This window comes from Undibacterium sp. KW1, from assembly GCF_009937955.1.
In the GTDB taxonomy this organism is placed as follows: Bacteria; Pseudomonadota; Gammaproteobacteria; order Burkholderiales; family Burkholderiaceae_D; genus Undibacterium.
In genome coordinates, this window is the sequence record NZ_AP018439.1 from 2,301,374 (window position 1) to 2,323,559 (window position 22,186).

The 22,186-nt window shown below is 50.0% G+C and carries 22 protein-coding genes and 2 tRNA genes; 15 read left to right on the forward strand and 9 right to left on the reverse strand.

The window, feature by feature from the left end; genetic code table 11:
- Nucleotides 1-66 precede the first annotated feature (66 nt).
- Nucleotides 67-933, forward strand: coding sequence for a carboxylating nicotinate-nucleotide diphosphorylase (gene nadC, locus UNDKW_RS10310; RefSeq protein ID WP_162058615.1), 867 nt, complete (start codon nucleotides 67-69; stop codon nucleotides 931-933).
- Nucleotides 934-947: 14 nt separating this feature from the next.
- Entirely contained in the window at nucleotides 948-1,352 is a 405-nt protein-coding gene (locus UNDKW_RS10315) for a pentapeptide repeat-containing protein (protein WP_162058616.1), read from the forward strand.
- A 65-nt stretch (nucleotides 1,353-1,417) separates the two neighbouring features.
- Here UNDKW_RS10315 and UNDKW_RS10320 read toward each other — a convergent pair whose 3' ends face one another.
- The 7 genes from UNDKW_RS10320 to nadB all read right to left on the reverse strand — a co-directional run bounded on the left by UNDKW_RS10320 (nucleotide 1,418) and on the right by nadB (nucleotide 9,664).
- Complete coding sequence (locus tag UNDKW_RS10320; RefSeq protein WP_162040967.1) at nucleotides 1,418-2,185, reverse strand: hypothetical protein; 768 nt, start codon at nucleotides 2,183-2,185, stop codon at nucleotides 1,418-1,420.
- Nucleotides 2,186-2,343: 158 nt separating this feature from the next.
- Complete coding sequence (locus UNDKW_RS10325; protein ID WP_162058617.1) at nucleotides 2,344-2,583, reverse strand: hypothetical protein; 240 nt, start codon at nucleotides 2,581-2,583, stop codon at nucleotides 2,344-2,346.
- A gap of 102 nt (nucleotides 2,584-2,685) precedes the next feature.
- Nucleotides 2,686-3,921 (reverse strand): ABC transporter permease, encoded by a 1,236-nt coding sequence (locus UNDKW_RS10330; RefSeq protein WP_162058618.1) that lies wholly within the window; start codon nucleotides 3,919-3,921, stop codon nucleotides 2,686-2,688.
- The gene (locus UNDKW_RS10335; protein ID WP_162058619.1) at nucleotides 3,918-5,147 is read right to left on the reverse strand and encodes an efflux RND transporter periplasmic adaptor subunit; all 1,230 of its coding nucleotides are present in this window, start codon (nucleotides 5,145-5,147) and stop codon (nucleotides 3,918-3,920) included. The genes UNDKW_RS10330 and UNDKW_RS10335 overlap by 4 nt, the downstream gene beginning before the upstream one ends.
- Nucleotides 5,144-7,138: an HlyD family efflux transporter periplasmic adaptor subunit gene (locus UNDKW_RS10340; protein ID WP_162058620.1), complete on the reverse strand. Its 1,995-nt coding sequence runs from the start codon at nucleotides 7,136-7,138 to the stop codon at nucleotides 5,144-5,146. Before UNDKW_RS10340 ends, UNDKW_RS10335 begins: the two co-directional genes overlap by 4 nt.
- The gene (locus UNDKW_RS10345; protein ID WP_162058621.1) at nucleotides 7,135-7,806 is read right to left on the reverse strand and encodes an ABC transporter ATP-binding protein; all 672 of its coding nucleotides are present in this window, start codon (nucleotides 7,804-7,806) and stop codon (nucleotides 7,135-7,137) included. Before UNDKW_RS10345 ends, UNDKW_RS10340 begins: the two co-directional genes overlap by 4 nt.
- A 250-nt stretch (nucleotides 7,807-8,056) precedes the next feature.
- Entirely contained in the window at nucleotides 8,057-9,664 is a 1,608-nt protein-coding gene (gene nadB, locus UNDKW_RS10350; protein WP_162058622.1) for an L-aspartate oxidase, read from the reverse strand.
- 476 nt (nucleotides 9,665-10,140) lie between these two features.
- Between nadB and UNDKW_RS10355 the strand changes: the two genes are divergently transcribed.
- The 13 genes from UNDKW_RS10355 (at nucleotide 10,141) to UNDKW_RS10415 (ending at nucleotide 20,726) form a co-directional block, all read left to right on the forward strand.
- On the forward strand, nucleotides 10,141-10,413 hold the full coding sequence (locus UNDKW_RS10355) for an HU family DNA-binding protein (RefSeq protein ID WP_162040973.1): 273 nt from the start codon (nucleotides 10,141-10,143) through the stop codon (nucleotides 10,411-10,413).
- A gap of 49 nt (nucleotides 10,414-10,462) precedes the next feature.
- Nucleotides 10,463-10,538, forward strand: a tRNA-Val gene (locus tag UNDKW_RS10360).
- A gap of 32 nt (nucleotides 10,539-10,570) precedes the next feature.
- Nucleotides 10,571-10,647, forward strand: a tRNA-Asp gene (locus UNDKW_RS10365).
- 86 nt (nucleotides 10,648-10,733) lie between these two features.
- Complete coding sequence (locus UNDKW_RS10370; RefSeq protein ID WP_162058623.1) at nucleotides 10,734-12,650, forward strand: SurA N-terminal domain-containing protein; 1,917 nt, start codon at nucleotides 10,734-10,736, stop codon at nucleotides 12,648-12,650.
- Nucleotides 12,651-12,848: 198 nt separating this feature from the next.
- A complete protein-coding gene (gene ccoN, locus UNDKW_RS10375; RefSeq protein ID WP_162058624.1) occupies nucleotides 12,849-14,288 on the forward strand; it encodes a cytochrome-c oxidase, cbb3-type subunit I in 1,440 nt (479 codons plus the stop codon).
- A 17-nt stretch (nucleotides 14,289-14,305) separates the two neighbouring features.
- Complete coding sequence (gene ccoO, locus UNDKW_RS10380; RefSeq protein ID WP_162058625.1) at nucleotides 14,306-14,923, forward strand: cytochrome-c oxidase, cbb3-type subunit II; 618 nt, start codon at nucleotides 14,306-14,308, stop codon at nucleotides 14,921-14,923.
- A gap of 60 nt (nucleotides 14,924-14,983) precedes the next feature.
- The gene (locus UNDKW_RS10385; protein ID WP_162058626.1) at nucleotides 14,984-15,130 is read left to right on the forward strand and encodes a cbb3-type cytochrome c oxidase subunit 3; all 147 of its coding nucleotides are present in this window, start codon (nucleotides 14,984-14,986) and stop codon (nucleotides 15,128-15,130) included.
- 2 nt (nucleotides 15,131-15,132) lie between these two features.
- Nucleotides 15,133-16,134: a cytochrome-c oxidase, cbb3-type subunit III gene (gene ccoP / locus UNDKW_RS10390; protein WP_162058627.1), complete on the forward strand. Its 1,002-nt coding sequence runs from the start codon at nucleotides 15,133-15,135 to the stop codon at nucleotides 16,132-16,134.
- Nucleotides 16,135-16,252: 118 nt separating this feature from the next.
- Entirely contained in the window at nucleotides 16,253-17,665 is a 1,413-nt protein-coding gene (ccoG, locus tag UNDKW_RS10395; protein ID WP_162058628.1) for a cytochrome c oxidase accessory protein CcoG, read from the forward strand.
- 9 nt (nucleotides 17,666-17,674) lie between these two features.
- Entirely contained in the window at nucleotides 17,675-18,220 is a 546-nt protein-coding gene (locus tag UNDKW_RS10400) for a FixH family protein (RefSeq protein WP_162058629.1), read from the forward strand.
- A 58-nt stretch (nucleotides 18,221-18,278) separates the two neighbouring features.
- Nucleotides 18,279-18,536: a hypothetical protein gene (locus tag UNDKW_RS10405; RefSeq protein ID WP_232063330.1), complete on the forward strand. Its 258-nt coding sequence runs from the start codon at nucleotides 18,279-18,281 to the stop codon at nucleotides 18,534-18,536.
- An 8-nt stretch (nucleotides 18,537-18,544) separates the two neighbouring features.
- Nucleotides 18,545-19,948, forward strand: coding sequence for an oxygen-independent coproporphyrinogen III oxidase (gene hemN, locus UNDKW_RS10410; protein WP_162058630.1), 1,404 nt, complete (start codon nucleotides 18,545-18,547; stop codon nucleotides 19,946-19,948).
- Nucleotide 19,949: 1 nt separating this feature from the next.
- Nucleotides 19,950-20,726 (forward strand): sulfite exporter TauE/SafE family protein, encoded by a 777-nt coding sequence (locus UNDKW_RS10415; protein ID WP_162058631.1) that lies wholly within the window; start codon nucleotides 19,950-19,952, stop codon nucleotides 20,724-20,726.
- 13 nt (nucleotides 20,727-20,739) lie between these two features.
- On the opposite strand, the gene UNDKW_RS10420 is transcribed toward UNDKW_RS10415, so the two are convergent.
- Nucleotides 20,740-21,063: a flagellar basal body rod C-terminal domain-containing protein gene (locus UNDKW_RS10420; RefSeq protein WP_162040982.1), complete on the reverse strand. Its 324-nt coding sequence runs from the start codon at nucleotides 21,061-21,063 to the stop codon at nucleotides 20,740-20,742.
- Nucleotides 21,064-21,200: 137 nt separating this feature from the next.
- On the reverse strand, nucleotides 21,201-22,154 hold the full coding sequence (locus UNDKW_RS10425) for an IS30 family transposase (RefSeq protein ID WP_162058632.1): 954 nt from the start codon (nucleotides 22,152-22,154) through the stop codon (nucleotides 21,201-21,203).
- Nucleotides 22,155-22,186: the final 32 nt, after the last annotated feature.

Genomic DNA, 22,186 nt, shown 5'->3' on the forward strand with positions numbered 1-22,186 from the left:
ACAGATCGTAAGCAGGCTCTGAATGCTGCGCAAGCTCCACCCAATTACACACGAGGTTATCTGGACATGTCTGGTAATTTAAAGAATACGCATTTCCCTTTTGATGCAGATTTACAAAAAGCTTTTGAACGCAACATCAGCGATGCACTGGCTGAAGATGTCGGTGCTGCTGACCTGACTGGCTTGCTGGTGCCTGCAGATGAAGTCGTGCAGGCACAAGTCATTGTGCGTGAAGATGCTGTTCTGTGCGGTGCTCCATGGTTCGACGCCGTTATGACGGCACTGGATGCTGCCACAGTCGTGGATTGGCAATATGCCGAAGGCGAGCAGATGAAGGCAAATACTGTCGTCTGCAAAATCAAGGCACCTGCCAGAGCCTTGCTGACAGCCGAACGTTCTGCGCTGAATTTCCTGCAATTGCTATCTGCTGTTGCGACCGCCACCAGCAAATATGTCTCCATCATCGCAGACACAAAAGCAGCCATACTCGATACCCGCAAAACCTTGCCCGGCCTGCGTCTGGCTCAAAAATATGCGGTGCGCGTGGGTGGTGGCAAGAACCAGCGCCTAGCCTTGTATGACGGTATTCTTATTAAGGAAAACCATATCGCGGCAGCAGGTGGCGTGGCTGAAGCCATGCAAAAAGCCCTGAGCCTGAATGCCGGCGTGAGCATACAGATAGAAGTCGAAACCCTGGAACAATTAAAGACAGCACTGGACGCTGGTGCTACCTCCATCCTGCTTGATAATTTTAATACCGTCATGATGCGTGAAGCAGTAGCTATCACGGCAGGCCGTGCCTTGTTGGAAGCCTCTGGCGGTATAGACCATGCATCGGTGCGAGCGATTGCCGAGACAGGAGTCGATAGGATATCCATAGGCAGCCTGACCAAGGATATCAAGGCGACGGATTATTCTTTGCGGATAGTTTAATTCCTGCATGTCATATGCTGTTTGAAAACCAAAATTTTACATCCAGGTTGAAGAAGCCAGTCAGCCTGGATGAGCATGTTTTTCGCTACTGTGAGTTTTCAGATATTCAATTTGAAGGTGGAGACATCTCATCTGCTTTTCTGGCTTGGAGCTTTACCGGCTGCGGATGGTACTGGGGTTTGTTCAATACCTGCATCCTTGTTGATGTGAAGTTCATCAATTGTATTTTTCGGGGAACGACATTTTCTGGTGCCAGGTTTGTAAACTGTGAATTTGAGAATTGCCAATTCTTGAAAGACAATCTTGACGGAAGTTGTACGTTCGATGAGGTGAGCTGGTTTGCTTGCGCGCAGGAAAATTGCGCGGGATTGGAGAGTGAATTTCGTACCAGGGATAAAGATCGAAGTTATGCCCCTTAATTTCGACCTGCTTGTAAGTAAATCACTAATCCTGAAGTCATAATTTCTGATCGCGATGAAATGATTTACTCTGTGTACCTCAAAACCAGAACATGCTGTAATTCATTATTTCGTTCACTCACAGTTTTTATCCAGACCGCAGCTTTTTCACCATAGAGCCTGAGCAGTAATTCTGCCATGCTGCTCATCTGGACTGGATTCAAGGCTGCTTCCCGGATGAGTGCCAGATAAGATGCACCAATGCCTATGAGCTTGTAGCCGTAATTCTCCCGGAGATGCTTGCATAAAGCATGGTTCTCAAAGGGATTCAGGTCTGAATCAAAATAGCCGTTAGGGAAGGCAGCCAGACTATCTTCGGGTTGATTGACGATGGCCCTGAACGCATAAATACTATCGTCAATGATGGAAAGCCAGTTTTCTTGTGCCAGCAATAGTTCTGCCAGAGACTCATCATTCAGTAGCAGGTTTTTTTCTTGAAAAATCTGTTCCAGTGAGGTTTCTTGGCAAAGTTTTAGAAAATTTGCGTACCGGATAAAAAACTCAGATGCCGTGCTCAGGTAGCCGACATGCTCGCCATCTTCAAAGCATGCTGCATCAAGCGTACTCAAGTCATACCCTTCTGTCTCGTCGAGATCGTGAGAACCTGAGCTATGCATGGACGTGTATTGTGCCTGACCGAGGTCATCCAGTGTCAGCAGCAGATGCGAATCTGGAAATCTGCTGCTTAATTCTTTCCAGTCCTGGATTAATTCTTCCTGATTTGCAAATTTATCCGCTACATAGACTTCGCACAAATACTCAAACTGTGTATCTGATAAGGGTTCAAATCTCATTCTCTGTGCGTTCAAAATGGGGATAAATTTTTTGCTTGCTAGAGCAGTCCTGCATTAGGTTTTGCAAACCAGCGCATCAGAAATGGAATGGCGCGAATCATGCCGAATAGCATAAACAGGCCGGCGCCACCCAATTTCAGCTTGTCACTCAGGCTAAGTCAGAAGGCCAGTAATGCGACAAACAGCCAGATTCGTAGCACTTGCATGATCTCCAGAGGAATATCTGCTTCGACTACTTCAAAACTGGAACTGCTTTCTTCTATGAGGCGATAACTGGCCAATGGAACAATGGGAATATAGACCAATACCACCCACTTGGTAGTGATGAAGGACTGATCCGGATGAAATTTGCATTTGCCGTAAAAAGTCGTGCCTATGCCATTGATGGTTCTTGCCATGATGTAGTGTATGAAAAGTGATTCGGATTGTAGGAGCAATCAGGGCCAGGCAGCTAAGCTGGCGAGCGATCAATGCATCGGCCAGCGCCTGATTATCCCGCATCAACCATCTGTACGTAAAGCCGCAATTGGATCCAATGCTGCGGCCTGTCGTGCCGGGAACACACCAAAACCGAGGCCAACTGCTATGCATGAGCTGACAGCAATCAACAGGCTCAGCGGTGACCAGGCGACAGACCAGCCTGCCAGCGCAGCGATGCTATATGCTGCTACTGCTCCCAGCACTACTCCCAGCAAGGCGCCGCTGAAAGCGATGACGAGGGCTTCGGCAAGAAACTGTTCTATCACATCGCGCCTGCGTGCACCCAGTGCGCGCTTGAGGCCGATTTCACGGCGGCGTTCCAGTACATTGGCCAGCATGATGTTCATGATGCCTATGCCGCCCACCAACAGGGAGACGGCAGCGATGGAACTCATGACGATGGTAAAAATGCGCTGGGTTTGCTGGTTTTGTCTATACAGACCCATGGGTACGATGAGATTGGTGTCGTCAGCACCGGCATGCCTTTGCTCTATCAGGTTTTGCAGCACACGGGCCGCAATATCAGGTGCTGTCTGGCCGTCCAGGCGCAAACTCAAGCTATCGACCTCGTTTTCCAGCGCAGTGAATCGGAAACGGGCACGCCCGGTGAGCCAGGGGACGAACAGGCGCTCGTCATCAAGGCCCAGTTTGACGCCTTCGAATTCGGATTTGGAGAGGGCGCGGTCAGCCAGCACGCCAACTACTTCAAGCCAGGCGTGATTGAGCTTGATGCGCTCGCCAACTGGGTTTTTGTCACCAAAGAGTTGATGGGCAAGGCGCGGGCCTATCACGCAGACAGGGGCGAGGGTGGCATCATCCTGCTGGCTTAACCAGCGCCCCTGGCCGATTTGCAGGCCACCGAGTTCGGCATACGAATCAGATACGGCAAAGGCGCGGGCAGGGACGACATTGCTGCCGGTGACCAGTTGATCTACCTTGATCTCTTTTTTGAGTGCCACTGCCTTGGCGCCAGGTACAACGGACAATGCAGCATCTGCGTCAGCAGCCGACAAGCCCAGTGAGCGTGTACGTATTTCCTTGAGTCTTTTGTCGTCAATATTCTTGCTGTCTATGATGACATTGTCCAGGCCCAGTTCGGCGACCAGGCGCAAAGCTTCGCGGCGGCTGCCTTCACCCACGGCCAGCATGGCAACGATGGCTGCCACACCAAAAATCATGCCTAACAGGGTCAGACCAGTACGCAGCTTGCGCCTTTGCAGCTCATTGACTGCTTCCAGTATCAGGGCGCGGTTCATGAATGTGTATCCTTGCTTTTTTCTTTGTTTTTTGCTTCGGGCAACAGGACTACTTGATTGCCCTGGCTGATACCTGATTTGATTTCACTGCGCACCGGGCCACGCTGCCCCAGTACTACCGCCTGGCGCTTGAGCTGGTCGCCATCCTTGATATATGCAGCAAAATTACTCCCGTCCTGTATCAGTGCGATATTCGGTACCGTCATGGCTTTGGCCTGGTTGATGAGGCTGACCGTGCCTATCAATGCCTGGCCAGGTTTGAGTGCCAGGCTTTGTGCCTGCGCCTTATTGAAAGCGGCTTCGAAGGTGATGAATTTGACTGGCGACTCCCGTGAAATGACGCTGGCACTATTGCCAACCTTGGTAATGCTCAATTCAATTTCCTGGCCGTTACCAGCCAGACGTACCTTGACTGGCAGACCTACTTTCAAGCCAAAGGTGCGGCCTTCTTCTATATTGAAATTGGCGACCAGTTGATCAAGGTCTGGCAGTGAGCCAAATTCTTCCCTGGGGCGGAAGCTTGAGCCAACCAGAGGTTTGGCTCCATCCCAGTTTACCTGCAACAAAAATACGCCATCGTGCGGGGCCAGCAATTCCAGTGCATCCAGGTTCTTTTTGTGCTGGCTGGCATTCAGGCTGACACTTTCTTTCTGCGAGCTTAATACTGCCTGCTCTGCTGCACTGCGTGCCTGTACCTGCCCGGTTTTCCAGTTCAGGTAGCCGCGTTTGTTCTTCAGAAATCCGCTGTCCTGCAATTCATCCAGTATTTTATTGCGTGAGAAAATAGCCAGATCGGCGTTGGCATAGCGTTCGCTGAGTCGTAAATCTGTCTGTACTTTGGCGCTGTCCGCAGACAGGGCAGAGCGGCTGCTGGCATCACTGGCCTGTATGGTCTCTGCGGCCAGTTCCTTGCGCAATAATTCCATTTCTGCCTGCGATAATTCCATGCGTGATTTTGGGGCATCAAAGAGAGCAATGACCTGGTCTTTTTTCACCAGGCTGCCTTCTGGCAGCATCTTTATCAGGGTGCGCGAATCCCAGCCCTGGCCAGGCACAGTCAGCGGAGTTTTGTTGGCGGCAATGATTTCGCCATCGACGACAATATTTTCTTGCCAGTTTCTGGGCGAAAAGGTTTCAGTTGCATGCTGGGTTTGTTCAGTCTTGTTGCCGCAGCCTGTGCTGTTGAGCGCCAGTGTTGCGCAGATGAGGAGTAGCCTTGATTTCATTTTTTTGCTGTTCCTGTCTTCGCCGTCTCTATTCCCGATGAGGCTAAAATTGCCTGCACTGCCGCACCGGGTTTGAGCCCTTTGGGCATCTGATCAAATTCCAGCTCTATATCCCGCACGATGATGGGTTGTGAGCTTGATTTGCTATGGAATACGTTGCCCAGCCCGGTAACGCGCGCAGGCACCGTCATATTGGCACCAGGTATGGTGATGCGGGCACTTTGGCCAACTTTGATCGTAGTCGATTGGGCTTCGGGCACTTTGGCAGAAACAAATAATTTGTCTGGGTCTGCCACACTGGCAATGGATAAGCCCATCCAGACCTGGCTGCCAGCAGCAAATTTCTCGCCCTCGAAATTGCTTTTGTAGATCATCATGCCTGGTTTGCTTGCTGTCACAGTCAGGGCTTTTTGCCCTTTGTTCAGTACGTCGATTTTCCCTTGCAGCATGGCGATTTCAGTTTCCAATCCCGTTTTTTCTGCCTTACGGGCACGTGCCTGGGTAGTGCGCATACGTAGGGACATGGCAGCCAAGTCGCTATTCAGAGATTTCTCTATGACCAGCTTGTCATAGTCGACACGCCGTATCAATTCTTTGGGCATGGTGGCTTTGCGTGCAGCTTTCTCCGCATTGCTTTGTGCTTCTGCTACAGCCAGATCCGCAGCTTTTTCTGCTTCTGTCTGTTCCAGCTTCAGTTTTTCCAATGCCCTCAGTTTCTCATTGAGCTGGCTTTTTTGACTGGCAAGCTGGTTGGGAACTTCTGCTGCCTGGAACATGGCAAGCATGTCACCTGTTTTGACGGCGCTGCCCTCGGGTGCGATCTGTGCCAGGGTATATTGCCAGATGTAGGGGATGGATGGTGGTCCTATGGACGTGATACTGCGTGACTGTATTTCACCTTCCAGTGTCAACTCCTTGCTTTGGGAGGCAGGTTTTTCGCTGTTTTTCTTACTGGCCTGAGCAGGTTCTATCAACACGCTCATACCAGGCATCAGTTTGAGATTTGACTGCGCTGGTAATTTGATATCCACACGAAAATATCTGCCATAACCCCATATGTTGTGTTCTTCAGGTGCGTTGGAAATACTGTCTATATTGGCCATTACTTCAGTGCCGGGCAGGGCATCAAATTTCAGGCCTACAGTTTGCCCTTCCTTCAAATAAATCCTGTCTGCTTCCAGGGCCCATGCCCTGACTTCCATTTGGCCTGAGCCTATAACCTGTCCCGCAGTATTGCCGGGAAAAGCGCTTGAACCTTCTTCGAGACGCTCACTACGCCAGTTGCTGTAACCATGAACGACATAGCCATCCTGGCTGGCTCTGACCTCAGAGCGGGTCAATTGCGTTTTGAGGTAATTGATGTTGATCTCTTGTTTTTTTAACTCAAGGTCAGCATCCGATTTTTTCCTGTTGATGGAGGCATAAGCATCGTCAAATGCCAGTTGTTTGACTTGCAGATCACGTTCTGATCTTTCTTTTTCTGCCTGATATTTATCAAATTCCAGCGCAGCAATTTGGGTTTTGGGGAGAGCAGCATCAACCAGGGACTTGGCTAATGCAGCTTTGGCTGTGAGCAGATTTTTTTCCGCATCCAGTGCAGTGACCTCAAGTTTGGCCAGTTCGGCATCGGCTTTTGCACGGGTTTGTTGCATGCTGATTTCCAGTTGCTCCAGGTTGGACGCATTTGGCGTTTCTATGCGCAACACCAGGTCGCCTTTTTTGACCTGGCTACCCTCGGCAACGAAATTGCGTAAAACTACCGGTGAAGAATTGGATGGCGGCACCAGGATGGCTTGCGAATCTTTTGCAATGACTTCACCAGTTAATAATACCGGGCGGTTTTTTGCAGGCCAGCTAGTGCTGGCTGTGTTGACAGCGTTGGACGGTGTTGCCGACGAAGCCGGTGCAAGTGCAGGTATGCTGGCGCATGCAGTGAATATGCAGACGCTGAGATTCGATAAGCTTACGTGTTTGGATAAACTGTGTTTCATGCTGTTATCTCCGCGACCTTGCCGTCAGCCAGGTGTATGGTTCTTTGCGCCCTGGCAGCAACTGCAGGGTCATGCGTGACCAGCACCAGGGTTTGTCCACCGGCATGCAATTCACCTAGCAAGCCAAGCACGTCGGCAGCGCTCTTGGAATCGAGATTGCCGGTAGGTTCATCGGCCAGCAGCAAGGCGGGCTGATTCAGCAGGGCGCGGGCGATGGCAGCACGCTGCAACTGGCCACCAGACAATTCACCTGGCTTGTGATCGATACGTTGTGCCAGGCCTATGCGTTCGAGCAAATGGCGGGCACGTGTTTCGGCCTGCGCGTCTGGTGAACTGCTATAGCGCTGTGGCAGCAGCACATTTTCCAGTACACTAAGGCGCGGTAACAGATGAAAAGACTGGAAAACAAAACCTATGCTGCGATTGCGTATGTCTGAGGCTGCATCGTCATTCATGGCGCTGATCTCTTCCTGATTCAGTAGATAGCGACCATGGTCGGGGCGGTCAAGCGCGCCGAGTACATTCAACAGGGTGGATTTGCCAGAACCTGAGGGACCCATGATGGCAACGAACTCACCGCTGGCAATGTGCAAATCGATGCCATCTAGCGCACGAATTTCATTGCCGCCTTGCTTGTAGGTCTTGCGTATCTGACTGAGTTTTATCATGCCAATTTTTCTGGTTTTAGTGAGGCTGCGCCGGAAAAAATTGGTGCTGATATTGCCCGGCAAGCAAGCTGGGCAGTATCACTGTGATAATTTATTTTGTCAAATGGCTACGCAAAAAATAGATGGAAAATTTGATTCTTGTTACTGCTTTTGACGGCTTATGCACTGCTTATTTTGCTGCTCATCTTCCTGACCAATGTGAATAAACCAATCATGATGCCAGCATTGTGAACAATGCTGGCGGAAGTACTTATTTTTTACGCTTGGGTGACAAGACGGTAGGCAGAGCTTTGGGCAAAGTGTCAGGATAATCGCGGCTGAAATGCAGGCCACGGCTTTCGCGGCGCGACAATGCACTGTTGACGATCAGTGAGGCGACTTCCACCAGATTGCGCAGTTCCAGCAAATTATTTGAGATGCGGAAGTTGGCATAATATTCGTCTATCTCTTCCTTCAGCAGGCGTATGCGATGCTTGGCGCGCTCCAGGCGTTTGGTGGTGCGTACGATACCAACATAATTCCACATGAAACGACGCAGCTCATCCCAGTTGTTGGCAATGACGACTTCTTCATCTGCATCTGAAACACGGCTTTCATCCCAGTCTGGCAGGGCAATGACGCTGACACGTTCCTGGGCTTCTATATGTTTGGCTGTGGCTCGGCCTACGACCAGGCATTCCAGCAGTGAATTACTGGCGAGGCGATTGGCGCCATGCAAGCCAGTGTAGGCGGTTTCGCCAACGGCATACAGGCCGGGTAAATCAGTGCGGCCATCCGTATCTGTCACGATGCCTCCACAAGTAAAATGCACGGCGGGCACGACTGGTATGGCTTGTTTGGTGATGTCTATGCCGAGCTCAAGGCAGCGCGCATAAATAGTAGGGAAATGTTCTTTCAAGAATTCTGGTGGCTGATGGCTGATATCAAGCTCAACAAAATCCAGGCCACGTTTTTTCATTTCAAAGTCAATTGCACGGGCAACCACATCTCGTGGTGCCAGTTCCATGCGCTCATCATGGCTGGACATGAAGCGTTTGCCGGCAGATGCACCGGCTTCGGCTGGCAGTTTCAGAATGCCGCCTTCGCCACGTACTGCTTCAGTGATCAAAAATGATTTGGCAAAAGGGTGATACAGGCAGGTGGGATGGAACTGTATGAATTCCATATTGCCGATGCGGCAGCCAGCACGCCAGGCCATGGCGATACCGTCACCAGTAGCAGTGTCGGGATTGGTAGTATATAGATAAACTTTACCAGCACCGCCAGTTGCCATCACTGTGTGTTGCGCGGCAAAAGTATCTACCTTGCCAGTTTTTACGTCCTGCACATACAGACCCAGGCATCGTGGAGTCGGCGAGGTGTCACCGATCTTGGCCGAGGTAATGACATCAATTGCATAGTGATGCTCAAATAGCGTGATGTTGGGATGGTTGCGTACTTTCTGTTCCAGCGTGACTTGCACTGCATGGCCGGTAGCATCTGCCGCATGAATAATGCGGCGCTGGCTGTGGCCACCTTCGCGTGTCAGATGAAAGCCTAGCTCCGCATCTTCATCGCGGGTGAAGGGAACGCCTTGTTCTATCAGCCAGTCTATGGCTTCGCGGCCATGTTCTATGATGTAGCGGGTGGCACCTTCATCACACAGGCCACCGCCTGCGATCAGGGTGTCTGAAATATGTTGTTCATGACTGTCATGGGAATCCAGTACGGCAGCGATGCCGCCTTGTGCCCAGTTGCTGGCACCGTCAAGTAATTCACGCTTGGAAATGATGGCGACTTTGCGTGTTTGCGCCAGATGCAGGGCGACAGATAAGCCAGCCAGTCCACTACCTACGATTGTTACGTCAAAATTCTTCATTGTCTTCCGTGTGTGTCTTTATTTGTTTTCGGTTGATCCCGCTTACGGTAGCTTGTCATCTTTTTGCTTGATCCCTTACGGTTTCCTATAACTTAAAGCCATACCAAATGGTGAATCAGGAATGGTCTTGCTGTGTGCGTAGGGCTGTCACAGACATCTTATGATGCCTCGCTTTTTGATGTGGGCTTGTCACATTCTAATTCAGGATGCAAAAGAGGGTGGCTTTTCCATATAGCAAAAATGCGCAGCTACCTGATTTTTTGCACAGTGGCTGTTAGCCAGAGAGGTAGAAAAAACGAATAAGCAAATCACAAATCAGCAAACTTGGCCTTAAAGCTTGCAAACAGCTTGACATAAGGCTTTGCGGCTTGCTCTAATACCGGATGCAGATTTCCTGCTTGCCGTGATAGATGCACGACCAATAAAATAATCGAATACATCATCGCGAAATTCAAATTTTTGTGAGGGGGCTATAAGTGAATAAGACTGAGTTGATCGATCATATTGCGAAAACAGCGGATATTTCCAAAGCGGCTTCGTCGCGTGCGCTGGATGCTGTGATCGGCGCCGTAAAAACCACATTGAAGAAAAATGGCACGGTAACGCTGGTTGGTTTTGGTACCTTCTCCGTTGCCAAGCGCGCTGCAAGGGCAGGCCGCAATCCTAAAACCGGTGAGCCTATCAAGATCAAATCTGCCAAGGTACCTAAATTTAAACCTGGCAAAGCTTTGAAAGATGCGGTAAACTAATGCACTTTCGTGGTTCGGGACATGGGCCACGGTATCTGTTTTATGCGTGGGGCGCTTAGCTCAGTTGGTAGAGCGGAGCCCTTACAAGGCTTAGGTCGGGAGTTCGAGCCTCTCAGCGCCCACCAGTAACAGACAAAAGTAGTGCCAGCAGTAAAAAGGAGTGGTAGTTCAGTTGGTTAGAATACCGGCCTGTCACGCCGGGGGTCGCGGGTTCGAGCCCCGTCCGCTCCGCCAGAAAATCGAAAAGGCGAACGAAAGTTCGCCTTTTTTTGTATTCGTCAAATTGTTATTGTGATACTTAGCCACGTGATTGGTTGAACATGTTTGAATTTATTCGTACCCATCAGCGCTTAATGCAAATTTTGCTAGCTGTTCTTATCTTGCCGTCATTTGTTCTGTTCGGTAATACTGACGCTTTGCGTTCCATAGGCAAAGAGGCAGGTATCGCGACCGTGGCGGGAGCGCCGATTACCCAGGGCGAGTTTGATCAGGCCCTGCGCGACCAGCTGGACCGTATGCGTCAGATGTATGGACCGCAGTTTGATGCAAAAATGCTCAATACACCTGAAGCAAGGCAAAGTATTCTCGATGAGCTGATTGCCCGCAAGGCGATGGCTGGCGAGATTGCTGTAAAAAAACTGGCTATTTCAGATGCTACTTTGCAAGACAATATTGCCAAGATGCCTGGTCTGGTCAAAGATGGCAAATTTGACAATGCAGAATATACCCGCCTGCTGGCACAGCAAGGCATGACGCCAGCCATGTTTGAGCAGCGTTTGCGCCAGGATATGGTATTGCAACAATTGCTTGGCCCAATCCAGGCAAGTGCATTTGTTCCCAAAACGGTGGCAGAACGTCTTTCTGCCATCAATGAGCAGGAGCGTGAAGTACAGATGTTGATGTTCAAGCCGGAAGACTTTGCGGCGCGCGTCAAAGTGACGGATGACATGCTGAAGGCCTATTATGAAAAAAATGCGGCCCAGTTTGAAATCCCTGAACAAATCAATGCTGAATATGTCGTGTTGAATAGTGAAGTACTGGCAGAGCAGATCACAGTAGCAGATGCGGATGTCCAGGCTTACTATAAGGCCAATGAGAAATCGTATACGACAGAAGAACAGCGTCGTGCCAGCCATATCCTGATTGCTGCGGGCAAAGACAGTAGTGATGCTGACAAAGCCAAGGCAAAGGCCAAAGCTGCAGACATACTGGCACAATTGCGCAAGAAGCCTGAAGACTTCGCCAAATTGGCAAAGGAAAATTCTGAGGACCCGGGTTCCAAAGAAAAGGGCGGTGATCTGGATTTCTTTGGCAAGGGCATGATGGTGCCGCAGTTTGATGAAAGTGTATTCAAGCTTAAACAAGGTGAAATCAGTGAACTGGTGCAGTCTGACTATGGTTTTCACATCATCACTCTGACTGCTATCAGGCCTGCCGGCGTAAAAACACTGGATGAAGTCAAAGCGCAAATTGCTGCGGACATCAAAAAGCAAAAAGCAGCCAAGGCATATACGGAAGCTGCAGAAACATTTGGTAATGTCTTGTATGAGCAGGGTGAGAGTCTCAAGCCTGCAGCAGAGAAGCTGAAGTTGAAGATTCGGACGGTGAATGGCTTGACGCGTAACAGCAAGCCTGGGGTACCTGCAACTGTAGAAACCAATAATCCTAAATTCCTGAAGGCGATCTTCTCTGATGATGTGGTCAAGAAAAAACACAACACAGAGGCGGTAGAGGTTGCTCCGAATACCTTGATAGCTGGCCGTATCCTTGAATACAAGCCTGCATCCAAGCGTCCGTTTGAAGAAGTGAAGGCAGCAATCCAGGCGCAGGTCACTGCGACGGAAGCCGCAGCCCTGGCTGAAAAAGAAGGTATCGCCAAGCTGGCAGCACTGAAAACGGCTGATTCTACCGCTGGATTTGCCGAAGCCAAAGTGGTGTCACGTTTGAAAAATCAGGACATCCCTACTGCGGCCCTGGTAGATCTGATGCGCGCTGATATCCAGAAGTTGCCTGCTTTTGTCGGCACGCATCTGGGTAATGCTGGCTATGTTATTTTCCGTATAGGCAAGGTAACTGCTGGTACGCCGGATGCAGCCCGTCGTGCTTCAGAAGCGCAGCAACTGACAAGTATGCAGTCAGCTCAAAATCTGTATTCTTATATTGAATTGTTGAAGCAAAAGTCGAAAGTGACTGTCAATAAAGCGGCAGTGACTGCACCGGTATCAGCCGCTCCATAATTCAGCTTTATTTTGACTTAAAAAAGACACCCATTGGGTGTCTTTTTTTTGGGGCAAAAATTAAAATTTTGTCTATTCTTGTAACTGTTGTCTTTCGTGGGTTGTCGCCTTTGAATCCGGCAATATTTGATGTGAATCAATGTAGGCGGGCAGGGCGATTGTTATTCTTCTAGTGTATTTTTACAACAGAGTGAGATCATGACAATAACTAAAGAAAACACATACAACTACCGGGTTGTACGGCAATTTTCTGTCATGGCAGTGGTTTGGGGTATCGTCGGCATGCTCGTGGGCGTGGTGATTGCAACCCAACTTGCCTGGCCAGAATTTCTCGGGGGGATACCATGGCTTAGCTATGGACGCTTGCGTCCCTTGCATACGAATGCCGTGATTTTTGCCTTTGGTGGTTGCGCCTTGTTTGCAACTTCCTATTATGTCGTCCAGCGCACATCCAACGTGCGGCTGTTTGCAGAAGGTCTTGCTGAATTCACTTTCTGGGGTTGGCAACTGGTCATCGTGGCAGCCGCCATCAGTTTGCCATTGGGTTTTACCCAAGGCAAAGAATATGCTGAACTGGAATGGCCAATTGACTTGCTCATCGCTGTCGTATGGGTGTCGTATGCCATCGTATTTTTTGGCACGCTGGTGAAGCGCAAGGTTGAGCATATTTATGTCGCCAACTGGTTTTTTGGTGCCTTCATCGTTGCGGTAGCGGTGCTGCATATCGTTAATAGTGCAGCCATGCCCGTATCTTTCATGAAGTCTTACTCTGCTTATGCCGGTGTGCAGGATGCGATGGTGCAATGGTGGTATGGCCATAATGCGGTGGGGTTTTTCCTCACGGCTGGCTTCCTGGGAATGATGTATTACTTCGTTCCCAAGCAAATCGAACGTCCGGTTTACTCATATCGTCTGTCTATCGTTCACTTCTGGGCTCTGATTTTCACATACATGTGGGCGGGTCCACATCACTTGCACTACACTGCCTTGCCTGACTGGGCGCAGTCCATAGGCATGTTGTTCTCACTGATTTTGCTGGCGCCGTCCTGGGGTGGCATGGTCAACGGCATCATGACGCTGTCCGGTGCGTGGAGCAAGTTGCGCTCTGATCCTATCCTGCGTTTCCTGATTGTGTCGCTGTCTTTCTACGGCATGTCAACGTTCGAAGGTCCAATGATGGCGATCAAGACCGTGAATGCCTTGTCCCACTACACTGACTGGACTGTAGGCCACGTTCACTCCGGTGCGCTGGGCTGGGTGGGTTTCATTACTATCGGCAGCCTTTACTATCTGATCCCGCGCCTGTTTGGTCAGACGCAGATGTATAGCAAACGTCTGATTGAAGTGCATTTCTGGGTGGCGACGATAGGCGTGGTTCTGTACATCGCTTCCATGTGGATAGCTGGCGTCATGCAGGGCCTGATGTGGCGCGCAGTCAATGAGGATGGCACGCTGACTTACTCCTTTGTTGAAAGCGTCAAGGCAACCTATCCGTATTACGTGATACGCATGCTGGGCGGCTTGCTGTACCTCAGTGGCATGCTGGTCATGGCATATAACGTCGCGAAGACCCTGATGGCTGCCAAGCCAGTCAATAACGCGATCCCGGTTTTGCCTGCAGCCGCAGCGCATGCATAAATCCAAGGAGAAATTGAATGCGTAATTTTACTCATGACTTGATAGAGCGGAATGTGGGCCTGTTGCTGGTACTGGTGCTGCTGACCATCAGTGTTGGTGGCCTGGTTGAAATTGTTCCACTGTTCTTTCAAAAATCAACGACGCAGGCAGTGCAGGGTATGCAGCCTTACTCTGCCTTGCAACTGGCGGGCCGTGACATTTACCTGCGGGAAGGCTGCTATGGTTGCCACTCGCAAATGATACGTCCTTTCCGGGCCGAGACTGAGCGCTATGGTCATTATTCTGTAGCGGGTGAGTCGGTGTATGACCATCCCTTCCAATGGGGTAGCAAGCGCACAGGTCCTGACCTCGCAAGGGTGGGTGGCCGTTACAGCGACACCTGGCACAGGGACCATCTGAATGATCCGCGTTCTGTTGTCGTGGAGTCGAACATGCCTGCCTACCCATGGTTGGCCAAGACACAGTTGGTGCCTGAGGATATCACGCCCAAGCTCAAGGCCATGAAAACCCTGGGCGTGCCATACAGCGATGAGCAAATCAAGGCAGGGCCTGCCGAGCTGGCTAACAAAACTGAGCTCGATGCGGTGATCGCTTATTTGCAAGTGTTGGGCACTGCGGTCAAAAACAAGAATTGATTGAAGAAAAAGCCAGCGCCAGACAGTGCCTGAATGGACTGGTTTTTCGGGGAGAAGAAAATGAATTTCACAATACTGAGCAGCATCGTGACGGTCATCAGCCTCATCGTATTTCTTGGCATTATTTACTGGGCTTTCAGTGCCGGTAATAAAGAAAAATTTGAAAAGATGGCACGCTTGCCAATTGATAATGAGAATGGAAAATAGCCATGGCTGACTTTTTTAATGAATGGTGGAGTACTGGTATTGCCATCGTCACGGCCCTGTCCATGCTGGCCTGTGTTTTACTGTTGTGGTCGCAATCCAAGGTCAAGGTCAAAGTCGGTAGCGACGGTAAACCTTTGCCCGCAGAAACCACTGGCCATGTCTGGGATGGCGACTTGATGGAGCAAAACAATCCGCTGCCAAAATGGTGGATGTGGCTGTTTTACCTGACCGTGATATATAGTGCCGGTTATCTGGTGGTGTACCCTGGCTTTGGTAAATGGCAGGGCACTTTTGGCTGGAGTCAAAAAGGTGCCTATGAGAAGGAAATGAAAGACGGTGAAGCGCAGTATGGTCCCATCTTTAATAAATTCCTTGCCATGGATATCAAGGCGGTTGCCAAAGACCCGCAAGCGCATGAAATAGGTCAGCGTCTGTTCCTGAATACCTGCGCGCAATGTCACGGTTCTGACGCACAAGGCGGCAAGGGTTATCCTAACCTGACTGACACTGACTGGTTGTATGGCGGTGATCCACAAACTATCCTGACCACCATACGCGAAGGCCGTCATGGCCAGATGCCACCCATGGGTGCTGCGCTGGGCACTGATGATGATGTCAGGAATGTGGCCAATTATGTGTTGAGTCTGTCCAGTTCCGCCCATGATCCTATCAAGGCAGCCTTGGGTAAATCCAAATTTGCAGCTTGTGCTGCCTGTCATGGTGGTGATGGCAAGGGCAACCAGGCCCTGGGGGCACCAAACCTGACAGATAAAGTCTGGTTGTATGGCGGTGGCATTGAAAATGTCATGGAAACCATCAACAAAGGCCGCAACAACCAGATGCCAGCTCATAAGGCAATTTTGACCGAAGGCAAGATACATTTGCTGGCTGCCTATGTCTGGAGCTTGTCCAATAGTTCTGCTACTGCGCAGGTAAGTGATGCAGATGTCAGCGCTATCAAGCAAATTGCCGCCAGCGCTGCTGAAGCTGCACCAGGTAAATAATTAGTTGAAAACCATGAATGTGCCAATCATAATGAGGGAGGGGAAATGATCATACAGCACGCTCCGCCTGCACTGATTGGCACTGTCATTTTGTCTTACTAAGAAAAACAGAATCAAGATGAAACACATACCCATAATCCCAGTGCCTATAGAAGAAACTGAATTGGCGCTTTTTGAAGAACGCCGGAAAATTTATCCGCGTTCGCAAACTGGCTGGTTCTCTTCTTGGCGCTGGGTGCTGGTGTTTTTTACCCAGGCTTTGTTTTACGGCACAGCCTGGCTGAACTGGAATGACAGGCAAGCAGTTTTATTTGACCTGGTTGCCCGCAAGTTTTATATTTTTGGCCTGGTGTTATGGCCCCAGGATTTTATCTACCTGGCAGTCTTGCTGGTCATTTCAGCCTTGAGTCTGTTCTTATTTACTGCCATCGCAGGCAGGTTATTTTGCGGCTATGCCTGCCCGCAAACCGTATACACCGAGATTTTCTTGTGGATAGAACACAAGATAGAAGGTGAGCGCAACGCAAGAATGAAGCTTGATGCTTCACCTATGACGGCGCGCAAATTCTCGCTCAAGTTCATCAAGCATTTCATCTGGATAGTACTGGCATTGTGGACAGGTTTTACCTTTGTCGGTTATTTCACTCCCATACGTGAGCTGGCGATAGAGGTCGGCAATTTTACCCTGGGTCCATGGGAGACTTTCTGGTTTCTGTTCTACGGTTTTGCCACTTATGGTAACGCTGGCTGGATGCGCGAGCAGGTTTGCAAATACATGTGTCCTTATGCGCGCTTCCAGAGCGCGATGTTTGATAAAGACACGTTGATCGTTACTTACGATACTGCACGCGGGGATCCGCGCGGATCCAGAAACAAAAAAATTGATCACAAATCCCAGGGTATGGGTGATTGTGTCGATTGCGGCATCTGTGTGCAGGTTTGCCCTACGGGCATTGATATCCGTCAGGGCCTGCAATATGAATGCATCGCCTGCGGTGCCTGTATTGATGGCTGTGATCAGGTCATGGACAAGATGGGTTATGAGCGTGGCCTGATACGCTATACCACCGAACATGCGCTGACCAGGAAACTGGATGACAAGGCCATGTGGAAGCGGGTATTCCGCCTGCGTACCCTGATTTATGGTAGCTTGTTAGGGCTGATTATATTGCTGGCGGCTGTATCCCTTGCAATGCACACTCCCTTGAAAGTTGATGTCATCAAAGACCGTGGCATGCCAAAAATAACTGAAGCGGGTGCAATTGAAAATGTCTATCGCCTGCAAGTCATGAACACCCAGGAGTCGGCGCGGCATTATAGTGTGGCGGTAGAGGGTGCTGCTGGCGCAATGATCGTCAACTCTGCGAACATTGAAGTTGGCTCTGCGACTACGAAGGCATTCCCGGTCAGGGTCAGGGTGCCAGCCAATGTATTGGCAAGCGGCTCTAACCGCATACGTTTTGTCGTTAAGGATATTGATGCGCCAGAAGTAACGGTGACTGAAAAAGCCGTGTTTACTGTTCCACGTTAGGAGAAGAAAATGGAAGCCAGTCTGATGCCCCCAAAATCCAGGCGTGATACCTGGTACAAAGAACCCTGGTTGCTGCTGGTGGCTGGTGGCCCGGCCTTCGTGGTTTGTGCGAGTCTATATACCGGTTATATCGCCATGCATGGTGCTGACAAGGTTGTCGCCGAAGATTATTATAAGCAGGGCCTGATGATCAACAAAGATATACAGCGTGACGCCAAGGCCAGGGAGTTGCAACTGAATGCCTACATCAATGCAGACTTTGCCAAAGGCAAGATCGTATTGCAAGTCAGTGGCAAGGGTGATTTGCCTGAGACCATACAACTGAGCCTCGCCAATGCGGCAGTTGGCGGTAATTCGGTGAGTGAAGTGATACGTCGCTTACCGATGAAGCGTACGGCCACCGGTCAATATGAAGGTGACCTCAAACTGATGCCAAGTGCCGGAGAACAAGCTGTAAAACTGTTTCATATCAAACTGGAGACCACAGACTGGCGCCTGACCGGTGACTGGTTTGATCCAGGACAAAAACCAGTGCAACTGAATGCCGCAAAATGATTTTAATCCCTGAATTTTGCTGACCTGAGGCTGGACAATCACTAGAAGGGGACAGGATTTGGAAAATAGCACTCTCACATCACGTAAACCACAATTGCGTTCTATGTTGATGATCGTTTTGTGGCCAGCGTTTTTGATGGCCTGTGCGGCAACCGGCTTGTTCTTTAGCCTGGTTGACCCGATGGAATTGATTGTGCTGGACAGGCGCCTGCAAATGCATGAAACAGGTGTTTATACCATAGGCTTTTTTGCTTTCTGGTTACTGGGAATCCTGTCTAGTGGTTTAACGGCCTTGCTTGTGCAAAAAGCACATTGAGACCCATCATGAAAATGAACGAACCGGCTGCATTTCCAGCAATAGAAATTCCAGAAGCACTGATACGCCGTTTCGACAGCCTGGGCCCCCGTTACACGTCTTATCCCACGGCAGACAGATTTGCAGAAACTTTCACGGCAGAGTCCTACATACTCTATCTGGAAGAACGCAGTCGTTTGCTGAACAAACCGCCATTATCGCTATACATACACATCCCGTTTTGTGCATCGCTGTGTTATTACTGCGCCTGCAATAAAGTCATCACTAAAGACCATGGAAGGTCGGCCAAGTATCTTGAATACCTGGCCAAGGAATTGAAGCTGGTAACTGGGCATTTACATGCACGCGAAACCCTGAGTCAGTTGCATCTTGGTGGCGGTACGCCGACCTTTCTCAGTCATGCCGAATTGCGCCAGTTGATGCATCTGTTGCGCGAACATTTTGACTTCACCGCTGATGCCGAAATCTCCATAGAGATAGATCCGCGTACTGTCACTACCGAAACCTTGCAGTTACTGGCAGAGCTGGGTTTCAACCGCACCAGTCTCGGTGTGCAGGATTTCAATGAGGAAGTACAAAAGGCAGTGCACCGCATACAGCCTTACGAAATGGTGGCTGCTACAGTGGCAGATAGCCGGGTCTGCGGTTTTCAATCCATCAATTTTGATTTGATCTATGGTCTGCCGAAACAGAATCTGGAAAGTTTTTCTCAGACGCTGGACCAGGTCATCGCACTGTCTCCTGCCCGCATTGCGCTATATAACTATGCACACCTGCCCACGCGCTTCAAGCCTCAGCGCCGTATCGCCGAAGCCGACTTGCCGTCTGCAGAGCAGCGTCTGCAGATTTTCCTGATGTCGATACGGCGCTTACTGGCTGAGGGGTATGTCTATATAGGCCTTGATCATTTTGCCAAACCGGACGACAGTCTGGCACTGGCGACTCTGGATGGCAGCCTGCACCGGAACTTTCAGGGTTACACGACGCGGGCAGATTGCGATCTCATCGCCCTGGGCTTGTCAGCGATAGGCAAAGTGGGGGCATCTTATGGTCAGAACCTGCGCACGCTGGATGAATACTATGCGAGCCTGGATAAAGGTATATTGCCTGTAGAAAAAGGTTATCACCTCGATGTCGATGACATCTTGCGTCGTCAGGTCATCATGAGCCTGATGTGCAGCAATACCCTGAATTTCAAATACCTTGAAATGCAATACGGCATTTCTTTCCCTGACTATTTTGCAGATGAGCTGCAGAGGCTGCAAGACTATGCAATAGAGGGTATCGTCCTGGTGGATGATGTCAGTATCAGTATCCCAGCCAAAGGCCGCTTGTTTGTACGCGCACTCGCGATGGTTTTTGACCGTTATCTGTCACAGCAATCAGGTGCCAGATACTCCAAACTGATCTGAGATGCTGACCCTTCCTTTGGTATTTGCCGCGATGACAGCCGGTGCCATAGGTGGGGTGCATTGCGCTGGCATGTGTGGTGGCATCTCCATGTTGCTGACACAGTCCAGGCAGAAGTCTTACGGGAGCGGCGGCAAAATTATTCCTATTGCCCTGGCAGGGCAGCGGGCGGCAAAACAAGCTTCTTTTGGTGTGCCGGTCAGTTTGCAATATCAAATCATGCTGCAAGGTGGGCGCATTTCTACCTATATGATTGCCGGTGCTGTGCTCGGCGGCCTGGGCGCAGCGGGTTTGTTATTCAAGCCTTACCTGCCAGTGCAGCAAATCATGTTCGTTCTTGGTAACCTGATGCTGATACTGCTAGGCTTGCGCGTGCTGGGTTGTTTGCCACGTCTGCCTTTTTTGCAAAATGTACTGGCAAACCTGCATGCAGGGCTGACTGACAGGCTACCATTATTACGTCAGGTGACGCGACATCCATTCTTGATGGGTATGGGTTGGGGCTGCCTGCCTTGCGGTCTTTTGTATGGCGTGGCGCCATTTGCCTTATTATCTGGCGATGCCTGGTCTGGTGCTGCGCTGATGCTGGTGTTTGGTCTGTTTGCGTTACCGCATTTATTGCTGACCCAGGCAGTCATGCAGCAGGCGCAAAATAATGCCATCATGCGTGGCTTGCGCTATTTGGGTGCTGCAATTCTGTTGGGAATAGGTGGATTCGGACTTTGGTATTTTGATATGAAGGATATGCCATCCTTCCTGTGCCTGGTGCCAGCAGCTTAGCAGGCGGACTACCTCAGGCCTTGATGTCAATCAGTGTGCCCAGTAACTCATCTTTCGTTTTGATAATTTTCGCAGACAGGTCAAAACCTGTCTTGAATTGTAGGGATTGCACGATTTCAGTGTTCAGGTCAGTGCCGCTCTGTTCTTGCGAGGCCAGACTGCTGCCTTCTTTACTGATATTGGCAATCACACCACCAGCAGGCTGCTCTTGAAAGCTGACTTGTTGCGGAACAAAGCCTGCCGTACTCGCATTCGCCACATTGTGACCAGAACTATCGAGTGCACGGGCATAAGCCTGGAGTCCTGAAAGGCCACTATTGAGTGCTGAAACTGACATTAAAATGCTCCTGCCGCGATACGATTTTCCGTAAGCTTATACTGGATTCGCCAGGTCTGCACGCATCTTCTGTTTGCTTAACATATTTGCTTGATGTATTTACTTGGGCGGATTCAAGCTCGAAGTGCAACCCTGTGTTAGTGCGATTGTATCTGAGCCATAAAAACTTCGTGCGGTGTTTTGTAGCCAAGACATTTTCTAGGTCGATGATTCAAGTAGTCCATAGCGTCAGTCATGTCTTGCGTTGTGATAGATTCAAAACACATTTTCTTCGGAAAAAACTGCCGTATTAAACCATTCATGTTTTCGTTAGCGCCGCGCTCCCAAGAGCAATAAGGATGGGCAAAGAAATACTGCACATTGAGGCTCTGAGCAATACGTTCATGCTGAGCAAATTCCTTACCATTGTCGGTCGTCAACGTATGCACTAATTCAGAAAAAGGCGCTAGCAAAGAGATAATGGTATCCGTCACCGCCTCAGCAGTTTTGCGGGTCACTTTTTCTAGCAAGGTGTAGCGCGATTTGCGCTCATTGAGCGTGACCAGCGCTTGCTGGTGATTCGCGCCGACAACAAGATCACCCTCCCAGTCCCCATAGCGCTTGAGCGTGTCCACAATCGCTGGGCGCTCTTCAATCGAAATCTGGTTGAGTATGGTGCCGCGTCGTTCACGATTTCCATAGCGCTTCTTGCGTATCTTCTGGCAGCGCAAGGTTTTGTGTAACGTGCCACCTCGTTGCTTGTCCGCATAGATTCGCCAATAAATGCTTTCGTGACTCACTCCAGGAAGAGCATTGGCACGGAGATAGCCGCTGATCTGTTCCGGGCTCCAATACGCTCTCAACCTGTCTTCTGCAAATGCCCATGTCTCAGCGGAAATAGTCACACCATTCTTTCTGGCTTGCTTGTCGAGACTGCGTTGTTGAGCCTGTTTTGGGCGGTATCCACGACCACCACTATTGCGTTTGATCTCTCGACTGATCGTCGATCTGCTACGCCCCATCACCTCTGCTATCTCACTTTGCCTATGTCCTGCCTTCTTCAGTATATAAATCTGGTATCGTTCTTCTTGGGTAAGATGTGTGTATGTCATTTCGGGCAACTTTGACTTGGGGGTCTGGAAGT

Coding starts and splice junctions, on each gene's coding strand:
- nadC (WP_162058615.1), top strand. CDS start 67: ATGTCTGGTAATTTAAAGAATACGCATTTCCCTTTTGATGCAGATTTA.
- UNDKW_RS10315 (WP_162058616.1), top strand. CDS start 948: ATGCTGTTTGAAAACCAAAATTTTACATCCAGGTTGAAGAAGCCAGTC.
- UNDKW_RS10320 (WP_162040967.1), bottom strand. CDS start 2,185: ATGAGATTTGAACCCTTATCAGATACACAGTTTGAGTATTTGTGCGAA.
- UNDKW_RS10325 (WP_162058617.1), bottom strand. CDS start 2,583: ATGGCAAGAACCATCAATGGCATAGGCACGACTTTTTACGGCAAATGC.
- UNDKW_RS10330 (WP_162058618.1), bottom strand. CDS start 3,921: ATGAACCGCGCCCTGATACTGGAAGCAGTCAATGAGCTGCAAAGGCGC.
- UNDKW_RS10335 (WP_162058619.1), bottom strand. CDS start 5,147: ATGAAATCAAGGCTACTCCTCATCTGCGCAACACTGGCGCTCAACAGC.
- UNDKW_RS10340 (WP_162058620.1), bottom strand. CDS start 7,138: ATGAAACACAGTTTATCCAAACACGTAAGCTTATCGAATCTCAGCGTC.
- UNDKW_RS10345 (WP_162058621.1), bottom strand. CDS start 7,806: ATGATAAAACTCAGTCAGATACGCAAGACCTACAAGCAAGGCGGCAAT.
- nadB (WP_162058622.1), bottom strand. CDS start 9,664: ATGAAGAATTTTGACGTAACAATCGTAGGTAGTGGACTGGCTGGCTTA.
- UNDKW_RS10370 (WP_162058623.1), top strand. CDS start 10,734: ATGTTTGAATTTATTCGTACCCATCAGCGCTTAATGCAAATTTTGCTA.
- ccoN (WP_162058624.1), top strand. CDS start 12,849: ATGACAATAACTAAAGAAAACACATACAACTACCGGGTTGTACGGCAA.
- ccoO (WP_162058625.1), top strand. CDS start 14,306: ATGCGTAATTTTACTCATGACTTGATAGAGCGGAATGTGGGCCTGTTG.
- UNDKW_RS10385 (WP_162058626.1), top strand. CDS start 14,984: ATGAATTTCACAATACTGAGCAGCATCGTGACGGTCATCAGCCTCATC.
- ccoP (WP_162058627.1), top strand. CDS start 15,133: ATGGCTGACTTTTTTAATGAATGGTGGAGTACTGGTATTGCCATCGTC.
- ccoG (WP_162058628.1), top strand. CDS start 16,253: ATGAAACACATACCCATAATCCCAGTGCCTATAGAAGAAACTGAATTG.
- UNDKW_RS10400 (WP_162058629.1), top strand. CDS start 17,675: ATGGAAGCCAGTCTGATGCCCCCAAAATCCAGGCGTGATACCTGGTAC.
- hemN (WP_162058630.1), top strand. CDS start 18,545: ATGAAAATGAACGAACCGGCTGCATTTCCAGCAATAGAAATTCCAGAA.
- UNDKW_RS10415 (WP_162058631.1), top strand. CDS start 19,950: ATGCTGACCCTTCCTTTGGTATTTGCCGCGATGACAGCCGGTGCCATA.
- UNDKW_RS10420 (WP_162040982.1), bottom strand. CDS start 21,063: ATGTCAGTTTCAGCACTCAATAGTGGCCTTTCAGGACTCCAGGCTTAT.
- UNDKW_RS10425 (WP_162058632.1), bottom strand. CDS start 22,154: ATGACATACACACATCTTACCCAAGAAGAACGATACCAGATTTATATA.